10 protein-coding genes are annotated in these 11791 nt (G+C 74.7%); 4 read left to right on the plus strand and 6 right to left on the minus strand.

Annotated elements, in window-relative coordinates:
• Positions 1–14: 14 nt before the first annotated feature.
• Positions 15–1586 (minus strand): MFS transporter, encoded by a 1572-nt coding sequence (locus ACFVTF_RS09080; protein WP_387811155.1) that lies wholly within the window; start codon positions 1584–1586, stop codon positions 15–17.
• 178 nt (positions 1587–1764) lie between these two features.
• Here ACFVTF_RS09080 and ACFVTF_RS09085 point away from each other — a divergent pair, with 178 nt between their 5' ends.
• Together ACFVTF_RS09085 and ACFVTF_RS09090 are read left to right on the plus strand one after the other, a co-directional pair.
• Positions 1765–2271 (plus strand): MarR family winged helix-turn-helix transcriptional regulator, encoded by a 507-nt coding sequence (locus ACFVTF_RS09085; protein ID WP_371516492.1) that lies wholly within the window; start codon positions 1765–1767, stop codon positions 2269–2271.
• A 107-nt stretch (positions 2272–2378) separates the two neighbouring features.
• Positions 2379–2897 (plus strand): GNAT family N-acetyltransferase, encoded by a 519-nt coding sequence (locus tag ACFVTF_RS09090; RefSeq protein ID WP_371516493.1) that lies wholly within the window; start codon positions 2379–2381, stop codon positions 2895–2897.
• A gap of 26 nt (positions 2898–2923) precedes the next feature.
• Here the strand turns inward: ACFVTF_RS09090 and ACFVTF_RS09095 are convergent, their stop codons facing one another.
• The 4 genes from ACFVTF_RS09095 to ACFVTF_RS09110 form a co-directional block, all read right to left on the minus strand.
• A complete protein-coding gene (locus ACFVTF_RS09095; RefSeq protein ID WP_371516494.1) occupies positions 2924–3433 on the minus strand; it encodes a methylated-DNA--[protein]-cysteine S-methyltransferase in 510 nt (169 codons plus the stop codon).
• Positions 3430–4998 (minus strand): DNA-3-methyladenine glycosylase 2 family protein, encoded by a 1569-nt coding sequence (locus tag ACFVTF_RS09100; RefSeq protein WP_387811158.1) that lies wholly within the window; start codon positions 4996–4998, stop codon positions 3430–3432. The genes ACFVTF_RS09095 and ACFVTF_RS09100 overlap by 4 nt, the downstream gene beginning before the upstream one ends.
• A gap of 475 nt (positions 4999–5473) precedes the next feature.
• Entirely contained in the window at positions 5474–6595 is a 1122-nt protein-coding gene (gene rsgA / locus ACFVTF_RS09105; RefSeq protein WP_387811161.1) for a ribosome small subunit-dependent GTPase A, read from the minus strand.
• Positions 6596–6918: 323 nt separating this feature from the next.
• Positions 6919–8004 carry a cytochrome c oxidase assembly protein gene (locus tag ACFVTF_RS09110; protein WP_371516497.1) on the minus strand — a complete coding sequence of 362 codons (1086 nt, stop codon included), beginning with the start codon at positions 8002–8004 and terminating at the stop codon, positions 6919–6921.
• A 211-nt stretch (positions 8005–8215) separates the two neighbouring features.
• Between ACFVTF_RS09110 and ACFVTF_RS09115 the strand changes: the two genes are divergently transcribed.
• Positions 8216–9898, plus strand: coding sequence for an FtsW/RodA/SpoVE family cell cycle protein (locus ACFVTF_RS09115; protein ID WP_387811164.1), 1683 nt, complete (start codon positions 8216–8218; stop codon positions 9896–9898).
• 229 nt (positions 9899–10127) lie between these two features.
• On the opposite strand, the gene ACFVTF_RS09120 is transcribed toward ACFVTF_RS09115, so the two are convergent.
• Positions 10128–11420, minus strand: a complete 1293-nt coding sequence (locus ACFVTF_RS09120) for a YihY/virulence factor BrkB family protein (RefSeq protein WP_363584111.1) — start codon at positions 11418–11420, stop codon at positions 10128–10130.
• A 178-nt stretch (positions 11421–11598) separates the two neighbouring features.
• On the opposite strand from ACFVTF_RS09120, the gene ACFVTF_RS09125 reads away from it, so the two are divergent.
• The gene (locus ACFVTF_RS09125) at positions 11599–11682 is read left to right on the plus strand and encodes a putative leader peptide (RefSeq protein ID WP_347878562.1); all 84 of its coding nucleotides are present in this window, start codon (positions 11599–11601) and stop codon (positions 11680–11682) included.
• Positions 11683–11791: the final 109 nt, after the last annotated feature.

Below are 11791 nucleotides of genomic sequence, written 5' to 3' on the forward strand. Positions count from 1 at the left end.
GCGGAGGCCCGGGCTCAGGCCGGGCGGACCGGCCGGGTCAGGGCCACGGCCGCCACCGCGACCGCCGCGAGAGCGAGCAGCACCGTCCGGCCGCCGGCCGCCGGGCCCGCCAGGTGGACGCCGAGGACGGGCAGCGCGGTGCCGAGCGCCGTCCCGAGGCTGCGGGCCATGTTGACCATGCCGCCGCCGACCGCCGAGCACTGCGCCGGGATCGCCCGCATCACCAGCGCGTTGTTGGCCGGCAGCAGCAGTCCCAGCCCGTAGCCGGCGAGCAGCAGCGGCACCGCCACGGCCGCCCCGGAGACCGGCAGCAGCGCGAACAGCAGCAGCCCCGCGCCCGCGAGCACCGCGCCCGCGCGGCAGCGGGCGACGTCCGACCAGCCGCGCGGCAGCAGCGCGCCGCCGACGGTCGCGGCGAGCGCGAACGCGGCGGGCAGCAGGGTGATCACCAGGCCGGCCCGGGCCACCGGCACGCCCGCGCCGGTGAGCAGCACCGGGCCGAGCACGAGCGGGCAGAACAGCAGCAGGTAGCCGATCAGCGAGACCACCAGCCCGGACCGCACCCCGGGGGTGTTGACCAGGCCGGGCGCCAGGATCGGCCGGGCGGCCCGCCGTTCCTGACGGACCAGCGCGAGTGCGAGGACGGCGGCGGCGAGCAGCAGGACGGCGACGGCCCAGCCGGGCAGCGGCAGTCCGGAGGCGGTGGACAGGGCGAGCAGCAGCGCGGTGGTGGAGCCGGTGAGCAGGAGCAGGCCGGCCAGGTCGAAGCGGCCGCCGGACGCGGGGGCGGGCGTGGTGGCAGGCGTGGTGGCGGACACGGTGGCGGGCGGGCTCACCGTGCCCGGCGCGAGCGGGCCGTCCTCGGTGCGGGGGGCGGGCAGGCGGGCGGCGGCTCCTGCGGGCGGGCCCCCGCTACCGGCGGCGGGTTGCTTCCCGGCACCGGCGGCGGGCAGGGGCCCGGTACGGGTGCGGGGCAGCAGGAACCAGCCGGCCAGGATGCCCAGCACCCCGATCGGCACGTTGATCCAGAACACCCACCGCCAGGAGGCGTGCTCCACCAGCAGCCCGCCGAGGCTGGGGCCCAGCGCCAGACCGAGCCCCTGGGCCGCCGCCTGGATGCCGAGCGCGCGCCGCATCGCGTGCTCCGGGACGCCGCGCGCCACCAGGGCGACGCTGTTGGCCTGCATCATCGCGCCGCCGACGGCCTGGACGGCCCGGCAGGCGACCAGCACGCCGAGGCTGCCGGCGTATCCGGCGCCGAGCGAGGCGAGGGCGAAGACGGCGAAGCCGCCGAGGTACATGGTCTTGCGGCCGATGAGGTCGGAGAGCCAGCCGACCGGGGCGAGCAGGGCGACCAGCACCAGGAGGTAGGCGAGGGCGACCCATTCGACGGCCGCGAAGCCGGCGTCGAAGTGCCGGCCGAGGGCCGGGAAGACGAGGGCGGTGACGCTGGCGGTGAGCTGGCCGAGGAAGGCCCCGAGGCAGACGGTGCCGACGGCCAGCCAGTGGGCGTGACGCCAGCCGGCTATGCCGCGCGGCCGGGGCCGCTCGGTGAGCAGCCGCGCGGCAAGGGCGGTGGCGTTCATGCCACAAATATATCGGATGCAGATATGTTCTTTCTACGAGTTGCTCGCTTTCCGACGGGAGCCCCGGGCGCGCCGAGTTCCACAGGGCCCCAGGGGTATCCACAGAGTTCCGGGAGGCCCCCGCCCGACGGTGGACAGTCCGCCGGACCGGCCCGTACCAGGCGATACGCTGTCCGCCATGCCGTCGTCACCACACGTCCCCGACCCCGCCACCGAAACCCCCGAAACGGCGGTCGACCACGCCCGGCGGCTCACCGACACCGTCACCCGCCTGCGCCGCGCCCTGCGCAGCAGCATCCGCACCGACTACCCGTGGGAGTCCCTGCCCATGGCACAGGTCGAACTCCTCCAGACCCTCGCCGCGGCCCCCCTGCGGGTCGGCGAACTCGCCGCCCGGCAGCGGCTCGCCCCCAACACCGTCAGCGGACTGATCGGCAAGCTCCTGGACGCCGGATTCGTCGACCGCCAGGCCGACCCCGGCGACCGTCGCACCGCCCGCATCGCCCTCACCCCGGCCGGCCGGCGCCAGCTCGACGACTGGCAGCGCGCCCACGAGCGCCGCATCGCCACCGCCCTCGGCACCCTCGACCCCACCGACCGCGACGCCGTCGTCCACGCGCTGCCCGCCCTCGAACAGCTCGCCCGCGCCCTCGCCGAGACCGGCCAGGGCCCCGACCAGACCTGAACCCCGGCCTGGCCCCGGTCCGGCCCCGGCCGAACCCTGGTCAGCACCCCCCGGGCGCCCCCAAAACCGCTGGTCGCCGACCCGTACGGACCGCTACCGTCCCCGGCATGAGCACAGCACAGGTACTGATCGAGCCCTGGACGGACGCCGACCTCGCACTGCTGCGCCGGGTCAACACCCCGGAGATGAAGAAGCACGTCGGCGGCCCGGAGACCGAGGAGCAACTCCTCGTCCGGCACCGGCGCTACCTGGACTTCGTCCCGTCCGGCCTGGGCTGCATGTACCGGATCGTGCTGCTCCCCGAGGGCGAGGCCGTCGGAACCGTCGGCTACGGCACCCGCACCTGGGAGGGCGAGACCGTCCACGAGATGGGGTGGAACGTCCTGCCCGGCCACCAGGGGCGGGGCATCGCCGTCGCCGCCACCCGCGCCGCCGTCGCGGCCGCCCGCCGCGAGGCCGCCCACCGCCACCTGCACGCCTTCCCCTCGGTGGACAACCCGGCCTCCAACGCGGTCTGCGCGAAGGCCGGGTTCAGCCTCGTCGGCGAGACGGACTTCGAGTTCCCGCCCGGGCGGTTCATGCGCAGCCACAACTGGCGGGTGGACCTGCGGGCGGCGGCGGGCTGAGCCGCGCCGCCGCCCGGGCGGACGCGTCAGAACAGCGTGCCGCTCTCCAGCTCCAGCAGCCGGCGCTTGCAGTCCACGCCCGCCGCGAAGCCGGTCAGCGAGCCGTTGGCGCCCATGACACGGTGGCAGGGGCGGACGATGAGCAGCGGGTTGGCGCCCACCGCGCCGCCGACCGCCCGCACCGCGCGCGGCGACTCCCCCGCCAGATCGGCGAGTTGGCCGTAGGTGACGGTCTCGCCGTACGGGATCCCGTCCAGGGCGGCCCAGATCCGCCGACGGAACTCGGTGCCCGCCGGGGCGAGCGGGAGGTCGAAGGAGGTGCGCTCGCCGGCGAAGTAGGCGGTCAGCTGGGCGACCGGCTCGGCGAGCGCCTCCGGGTCAAGGACCCAGTCGTCGGCGGGCTCGGCCAGCGCGTACTTCTGCCCGGGCGCGGTGACGGTGGCCAGCGCCGCCGCGCCGCCGCCCTCGGGCAGGACACCGGACAGCAGCAGCCGGCCGAACGGGCTCTCCATGGTGGTGTAGACGGTGGTGCTCATGCCTCTGCCTTCTCCGTTCCAGTGCTGGCGCTCGCGAGCCCGGCCCACAGCCGGTGCACGGCGTAGGAGCGCCACGGGGCCCACGCCTCGGCCGCGCGGGCGGCGTTCTTCGGGTCGCCGGGGGCGCCGAGCCGGACGAGGCCGTGCTTGACGCCCACATCGCCCGGGAGGAAGACGTCGGGGTCGGCGAGGGCCCGCATCCTCAGGTAGCCGACGGTCCAGGGGCCGATGCCGGGCAGGGCCAGCAGCTTGGCCGCGGACTCCTCCCGGTCCACCCCGCCGTCGAGTCGCACCGCCCCCTCGGCCAGGGCCGCGCACAGGCCGGTGAGCGCGCGGCGGCGGGCGGCGGGCATCGCGAAGTCCTCCGGGTCGGCGGTGGCCAGCACCGCCGCCGTCGGGAACAGCAGCCGCAGGCCGCCGCTCGGCTCGGGCAGCGCGGTGCCGTACTTCTCGGCCAGCCGGCCCGCCAGCGTACGGGCGGCGCCGACCGTGATCTGCTGGCCGAGCACGGCGCGGACGGCCAGCTCGTGCGGGTCCACGTGGCCGGGCGAGCGCAGGCCGGGGCGTTCCCGGACCAGGGGGCCGAGCACGGGGTCGGCGCCGAGCTGCTCGTCGACCGCGTCCGGGTCGGCGTCCAGGTCGAACAGGCCGCGCAGGCGCTGGACGGCGGTCGGGAGGTCGCGCAGGTCCGCGAGCAGCAGGCGGCAGTCGAGCCAGCCGCGGGTGCGCGGCTCGCCCGGCGCCAGCCCGTCGACCTCGGCGATGCCGTGCCCGTACGGGAGCGACAGGGTGCGCCGGTAGGTGCGGACGCCGGGGCGCGGAGCGGGGACGACCTCCTCCACGCCGGGAACGGCGCGCAGGGCGAGGAAATCGATCAGGTGGTCGCTGTCGAGCGCGCCGCGGTAGGCCAGGCGCAGGGTGAGGCCGCCGGCCGGGGTCGCGACGCGGCGGCCGGCCACGACCTCGGCGCGCAGACCGCTGGGGGTGCGGTCGTAGACCTCGCGGACGGTGTCGTTGAACTGGCGCACCGAGGCGAAGCCGGCGGCGAACGCGATGTCGGTGACCGGGAGTTCGGTCGTCTGCAGCAGCAGGCGGGCGGTCTGGGCGCGGCGGGCGCGGGCCAGCGCGATCGGGCCGGCGCCCAGCTCGGCGATGAGCTGGCGCTGGAGCTGGCGGGAGCTGTAGCCGAGGCGGCTGGCCAGGCCCGCGACGCCCTCGCGGTCGACTACGCCGTCGCCGATCAGGCGCATCGCGCGACCGACCAGGTCGGCGCGGTGGTTCCACTCCGGGGAGCCCGGCACGGAGTCGGGTCGGCAGCGGCGGCAGGCGCGGAAGCCGGCGCCCTGGGCGGCCGCGGCGCTGGGGTAGAAGACGCAGTTGACGCGCTTGGGGGTCACGGCGGGGCAGCTCGGTCGGCAGTAGATGCCGGTGGAGGTGACGGCCGTGAAGAAGACGCCGTCGAAGCGGGCGTCTCGGCTGTCCACGGCTCGGTACCGGATGTCGTCGTCGATCACGCTGTCCAGTTTGCGGCACTGGGGCGGGGGTGACTGGCGGGAATCGGACATGGCCGTTGGGGGCTTCCCCCCTCCCCCCTCCCCCACCCCACCCTCCGCCCACCTCCACCCACCCATCCCGAGCACCGGCCCGGAGGGCCCGCGCCGGGGGCCCTCCACAGGGGGCCCACCCTGGTCCCCGCGCTGGGGGCCCTCACAGGGGCCCGGTGTGGGAACCACGCCGAGGGCCACAGCGGAGGCCCACGCCGGAGGCCCCACACCGGGAGGCCCGCGCTGGGGCGCCCACACAGGAGCACCCACGCCGGGAGAAGACCACGCCGCAGCGCTCGGTGCACGCGCGCGTTGCTCGCGGTCTGGCCTCCGGCCAGGGCGGCTCGCCGTCCTCGGTGACCCGGGTTTCACCGTGGACGACGCCACCGCAGTGGCCCTGAAGCACTTCCGGCTGCCGGCCCGCCCGGCCTCCGCCGAGCCTGGTGGCCCGGGCGGAGGCCGGCCGCGGCCTCCTGGTTTCCTGGTCGGCTCCTGGTCAGCGCTTCACGGGGCCTCCCGCGGCGCGCATCGACTTGGAGAGCGACTTCCACTTCTTCGCCCGGGCCGAGGCCAGTCGGGCGTCCGAGCGGGAGGCGATCCACTCGTTCTCGCGCTGGAGCTTGAGGTAGCTGTCCATCCGGCGCTGCGGCAGGGAGCCGTCGGCGAGCGCCGCCTGCACCGCGCAGCCGGGCTCGGTGTGGTGGCCGCAGTCATGGAAGCGGCAGTCCTCGGCCAGTCCGGCGATGTCGGCGAAGGCCAGGTCCACGCCCTCGCCACCGTAGAGGCCGACCTCGCGCAGCCCGGGGGTGTCGATGAGCACACCCCCGCCGGGCAGCGGGATCAGTTCGCGGGTGGTCGTGGTGTGACGGCCCTTCTGGTCGACCGAGCGGGCCTCCTGGACGGCCATCGCCGTGACGCCGGCGAGCGCGTTGGTGAGCGTGGACTTGCCGACGCCGGACTGGCCGATCACGGCCGTGGTGCCGGGCGCGCAGGCGCGCAGCACGTCCATGCCCTCGCCCGTCTCGGCGCTGACCACGAGCACGGTCACGCCGGGCGCGACCGCCTCGACGTCGGCGCGGATGAACTCGGCGTCGTCGACCAGGTCGGCCTTGGTGAGGACGACCAGGGGGTCGGCGCCGGACTCCCAGGCCAGGGCGAGGAAGCGCTCTATCCGGCCGAGGTCCGGATCGGCGGCGAGCGAGGCGGCGATCAGGACGGTGTCGACGTTGGCGGCGAGCACCTGGCCGTCGGAGCGCTTGCCGGCCACCTTGCGGATGATCGCGGTCGAGCGGGGCAGCAGTGCGCTGACGGCGGCCATCGGCTGGGCGTGGAGGTCCACGGCGGCCCAGTCGCCGGTGCACGGGCAGTTGATCATGTCGGCGTCGGCGACCGGGCGGGTGTCGAGCCGGACGGTGCGCGGCTCACCCGTCTCCGGATCGGCGAGCACGGCGTCGCACTGGCCGCGGTCGACCCGGACGATCCGGGCCGGGATCAGACCGGCCTCGCCGAGCGGGGTGAAGAGTTCGGCGAGCTCGGGCGTCCAGCCGTAGCCGGACAGCGGCAGCTCGTCGGAGAGGGAGCCAGAGGGGGACGACGAAGTGGAGGCAGCGTTGAACAACGCGGTGGGCCCTTCGGGAGGAGATGATCCCGGCGGGCTGCGGCTGGCGCGGAAAGGGTCAGCCGGCGGCCGGGAAGAGGAGGTGAACGCGAGTGCTGCCCAAGGCAGCTATCGGGGCGACAACGACCACGGGGTTCACCTCCTGCTCTCTGCTCCTCGGGCGGCCGTGAAGGCCCCCGATCTGGACGGGAGAAACGCTAGCTGGTCGGGGTGGCGGGGCCAAGTGATTTTTGACCTGCGGAAACGCGGTGAAGGGAGCCACAAGGGGCCAACATTGGACCTACAAAAGTGCGGGCCCGCACTGAGGAGCCCGCCGGAGCCGGCTACCCGCCGTACCGGTGCTTGAGGTTCGGGTCGTCCAGCCACCAGGGCCGCATCCCGGCCTCCTCCTCGGCCGGCAGCCCCGCCGCCTGCGCCTGCGCCGCGGCCTCCTCGAAACGGGCGTCGAGTTCGGCGTCCACCGCCTTGATCTCCTCCCGCCCCTGCACCACCATCCGCCGCACCAGCGCGGCCAGGAACGGCAGCCCGACCAGGTCGCCCAGCACCCAGAGCATGTTGCCGCCCCAGGTCTGGTCCTGCGCCAGGCTCGGCCCCCACGGCCGTCCGAGCGCCACGTAGTAGTGCTCGGCGACCAGGTGGCCGCCGTAGATCAGCACCAGCCCGAGCCCCGCGTCGAAGATCACCTCGGCGAAGGTGATGAACAGTCCGACCAGGTGCGGGTACTCGCGCCCGACCGGGTCGATCTGCAGCCGCGGCCAGAAGTACGCCAGCCCGAGCAGCACCAGCGCCAGGTGCAGCAGCACGTTCCCGAACGCGCTGGACACCGACTCCTCGTACCAGGGCGTGAAGTAGAGCAGCCACGGCGGGGCCATCAGCAGCGCGGTGGAGACGGCCGGGAACATCAGCACCTTGGACGGCCGGCTGCGCAGCGCCCGCAGGACGCGCTCGCGCCGGGCCGGCGGCGCGGCCGCGACCAGCAGCGAGACCGGCGCACCGAGCGCGAGCAGCAGCGGGACGAGCATCAGCAGCAGCACGACCTGGACGGCCCGGTCGGTGAACAGGATCCGCTCGTACACGCCGAGGCCGGAGCAGGTGCACCAGATCCACAGCAGCAGCCCGCCCAGGAAGGCGGCGGTGCGGGACGGCTGCCAGCGCTCGCCGCCCGCCCGGTGGACGGTGCGCACCGCGGCCAGGTACCAGCCGCCGAGCAGCACGGAGAGGGTGAGCACGAGCGGTTCGGCCGTCCACGACGTGGCCAGGTCGGACCACTGCCAGGGCGGCGGTCCGCTGTAGGCGAGCACTCGCACCGCGCCGTCCATCCGTCCGCCCACCTCGTTCGCGCCCTGCCGCCGCCGGCGCCGTGCGGCGGTCCGTCGGGCGCCGCGGACCGGACCGCGGCGCCCGGCCATGATGGCCTCCCGGCCGGGGCCCGCCGCACCCGGGGCCCGCCTCTATACCTGCACCTGAACAAAGCTTTACCGAGCCCGGAAAAAGCTTTGCCCAGGCAAAGTTCCGGCCTCGACGGCCCCCGGACCGCAACCGGCGCGGGGCCGTGTTCGTCTGGCAGGATGCACCGTCGGCGATACCGGCCACGCGGGTGATGACAAGGGGACGACAAGGGTGCAAAGCACTGCACGCGGCGAGGGCCGCCGGCTGGCGGCGCGCCACCGCAACATCGAGCTGGGCCTGCTGGCGCTCGCGGTGGCCGTCTGTCTGGCGGGGCACATCGACGCCGATCTGGCACTGACCGGCAAGATGCCGCCCGGGCTGCTGGTCCACGGCCTGGCGCTGGGCGGACTGGCCGGGGTGGCGCACCTGGCGGTGCGGCGGTTCGCCCCGTACGCGGATCCGCTGATCCTGCCGCTGGGCGTCTTCCTGACCGGCTTCGGGCTGATGCTGCTGGACCGGCTGGACATCTCCTACGCGGCGGCGCACGCCAGGAAGGGCGACTACCAGAAGCTCCCGGCCGCGCCCTCGCAGCTGATGTGGGTGTTCGTCTCGGTCGCGGTGGCGATCGCGCTGATCGCGCTGATCAAGCACCACCGGTTCTTCCAGCGGTACGTGTACCTGCTGATGACGGGGGCGCTGATCCTGCTGGCGGCGCCCGCGTTCTTCCCGGGCCGGCCGGAGGACTTCGGCGCCAAGCGCTGGATCCGCCTGTTCGGACTCTCCTTCGAGCCGGACGAGTTCGTGAAGGTCGCGATCACGATCTTCTTCGCCGGGTACCTGATGGCCTCCCGGGACGCGCTCGCGCTGGCCGGCCGGAAGATCTGGGGGATGACCCTGCCGCGCGGGCGGCACGTCGGCCCGGTGCTGGCGATCTGGGTGGTCAGCCTGCTGGTGCTGGTCTTCGAGCGCGACCTCGGCACCTCGCTGATCTTCTTCGGCGTCTTCGTCGTGATGCTGTACGCGGCGACCGAGCGCACCAGCTGGGTGGTGCTCGGCCTGCTGATGGCGGTCGGCGGCGCGGCCGTGGTCGGCACCGTGGAGCCGCACGTGCACGGGCGCGTCGAGGCCTGGCTGCACCCGCTCGACATCTACAAGGAGCACCACGACCCGGCGATCATCTCCGACCAGCCCGCCGAGGCGCTGTTCAGCCTGGGCACCGGGCACCTGACCGGGACGGGCCTGGGCTCGGGGCGGCCGTGGCTGATCGGCTTCGCCGGGCGCAGCGACTTCGTCTTCACCACGATCGGTGAGGAACTGGGCCTGGCCGGAGTGACGGCGGTGCTGCTGGTGTACCTGCTGCTGGTCCAGCGCGGGCTGCGGACGGCGGTCGGGCTGACCGACCCGTTCGGCAAGCTGCTGGCGACGGGGCTGTCGACGGCGCTGGCGCTGCAGGTGTTCGTGGTGGTCGGCGGGGTGAGCGGGCTGGTACCGCTGACCGGCAAGGCGCTGCCGTTCCTGGCGGCGGGCGGTTCGTCGCTGCTGGCGAACTGGCTGATCGTGGCGCTGCTGATCAAGCTGAGCGACTCGGCCGGGCGCACGGCGCTGGAGCCGGCGCCGCCGAGCCCGGATCCGCTCCCGGCGCAGGCCGGGCCAGCGGGCCGGCCTGCGGCCCCGGGCGGTCCGGCCGCGACGGATCCGAGCCCGAGCCCGAACCCGAACGCGAGCCCGACCGCGCCGAGCGGCCCGAACGCGACGGCCCCGGAGCTGACGCTCCCACGCCCGGCCGCCCCGGGCCCGGATCCGGACCGGACCGAGGTCAACCCGGCCGCCCCGTACCCTCCGGCCGAGCAGTCCCCGTACGGGTACCACCCGGCCCCGCAGTCCCCCTTCCCGCCGAACCCGGCGACCGCCTGACCCACCGCCGGCCGCGAGCCGCCCCCCGGGCGACGGGCGACGGGCGACGGCGACGGCGAACGGGCAACGGGCAACGGGCAACGGGCAACGGGCAACGGGCAGGAACGAACCGGCGAACCGGCACCAGGAGACGACCTGACGTCAGGAGACGACGAACGGCACAGGGCCTCCCCCGCATCCCGCGGAGGAGGCCCTGTGCCGTTCGTCGTGGTGCCGCAGTCCCGCCCCGCTACTGCCGCTCCCACGGCGGCCGGGGCGGGTAGTCGGGCGCCCGCCGCTCCGGCGGCGGCCCGGACGGCCGGTCGCTGTCCGGCGGGGGCGGCCCGGGCCGGTGGTGGGGCCCGCCGCGGGCGGTGAGCCGGCCGCGGACGTTGTCGGCGGCCAGGACGTCGGCCCAGCGCTCCGGGTACTCGGAGGGGACGTCGACGTCGTCGCCGTCCTCCTCGCCCCACTCCTCCTCGGCGCCTTCGGCGAGGCCGAGTTCGCGGGCGCGCCGGGCCCGTTCGGCGGCGCGCCGGGCGGCGACCTCGCGGACCACGGCGGCGGCGGCCTCCTCCTGGGCGCGCTCGTTCTCGGCGCGGGCGTCGGCGGTCTCCAGGGTGGGCCAGCGGCGGTCTATGGCGGCGTTCATGGCGGCGCCGATGAGGACGGCCAGGGCGACCACGAAGATCCACAGCAGTACGGCCACCGGCGCGGCCAACGAGCCGTACACGGAGGGGACCTCGACCGAGCTGACCAGGTAGATCCGCAGGGCGACGCTGCAGACGACCAGCACCACCAGGGCGACCAGCGCGCCGGGGACGTCCTCGCGCCAGGGCGTGGAGACGGGGACGGCCAGGTGGTAGAGGGTGGTGAGGGAGACGATCAGCAGCACGATGGCGACCGGCCAGTAGGCGGCGCCGACCAGTCCGGCGACGCCGGGCACGGCGTTCTCGATGAGTCCGGGTCCGGCCATCAGCAGGGGCAGCACCAGGGAGCTGATGACGAGGGCGCCGAAGTAGAGGCCGAGGGACATCAGCCGGGTCTTGACGATGCCTCGCTTGCCGTCGAGCCCGTACATGACGGTGATGGTGTCGATGAAGATGTAGAGCGCTCTGGAGCCGGACCACAGCGACAGCAGGAAGCCGATCGAGACGAGGTCGGGCCGGGAGTGGGCGAAGACCTGGTCCAGCAGCGGCACCACGACCTCCTTGACGGACGAGTCCGACAGGACCGTCCCGGAGGCCGAGACGATGTCGTGCTTGAGCCGGTCGATGGTGCCGGCGCCGAGGAACTCGTCGAGGTAGCCGAGGGTGCCGGCCAGGCCGAGGAGCAGCGGTGGGATCGACAGCAGGGTGAAGAAGGCCGCCTCCGCGGCGAGTCCGGTGACCCGGTACTCGACGCAGGTGTTGGTGGTGTCCTTGACCAGCTCCCACGCCGTGCGGCGCCAGGCGGCCTGTTTGGCCGCGCGTCGGGAGCCCTTGCCCCGGCGCCGGGAGGGCCGTTCGGGGTTCGGTCTGCTCGTCTCGCCTGCTGCTTGCACGGGTCTAACGGTATCGGGCCGGGGCCGCGCGGTTGATCTCCCCCGGGGTACGGGCGCGTGGACGGACGTCGGGGCGGGGAGCGGCGGGGATTCCCGACGGTCTCACATGGCGAAACCTCAGCGTCCGCCATTCGGATGTTAGTGGACCGCGAGTCCCGCGCCGTGCCAATCTCTTGCCATGCCGAGCGCCGGAACCACCCTAGTTGGTCGACTCCACGTCGATCTCCTTCGCGTGTCCAGCGCCATCTGTCCGGCGATCTGAGCCCACCCCGCCGCACCACCGCACCCGGCGCCACCCACCTCGCCGTCCCCGCTGGAGCGGACGCGCAGGCGCCCGGCCGGCCACGGTCACTGCTCTCTCCGGACCTGGG

The sequence above is a fragment of the Kitasatospora sp. NPDC057940 genome, assembly GCF_042887425.1.
Taxonomy (GTDB): domain Bacteria; phylum Actinomycetota; class Actinomycetes; order Streptomycetales; family Streptomycetaceae; genus Kitasatospora.

Excerpts from the sequence above, each read along its gene's own strand:
- ACFVTF_RS09095 (WP_371516494.1), bottom strand. The coding sequence starts at position 3,433 with ATGAGCACCACCGTCTACACCACCATGGAGAGCCCGTTCGGCCGGCTG.
- ACFVTF_RS09110 (WP_371516497.1), bottom strand. The coding sequence starts at position 8,004 with ATGGCCGGGCGCCGCGGTCCGGTCCGCGGCGCCCGACGGACCGCCGCA.
- ACFVTF_RS09085 (WP_371516492.1), top strand. The coding sequence starts at position 1,765 with ATGCCGTCGTCACCACACGTCCCCGACCCCGCCACCGAAACCCCCGAA.
- ACFVTF_RS09125 (WP_347878562.1), top strand. The coding sequence starts at position 11,599 with ATGCCGAGCGCCGGAACCACCCTAGTTGGTCGACTCCACGTCGATCTC.
- ACFVTF_RS09080 (WP_387811155.1), bottom strand. The coding sequence starts at position 1,586 with ATGAACGCCACCGCCCTTGCCGCGCGGCTGCTCACCGAGCGGCCCCGG.
- ACFVTF_RS09100 (WP_387811158.1), bottom strand. The coding sequence starts at position 4,998 with ATGTCCGATTCCCGCCAGTCACCCCCGCCCCAGTGCCGCAAACTGGAC.
- ACFVTF_RS09090 (WP_371516493.1), top strand. The coding sequence starts at position 2,379 with ATGAGCACAGCACAGGTACTGATCGAGCCCTGGACGGACGCCGACCTC.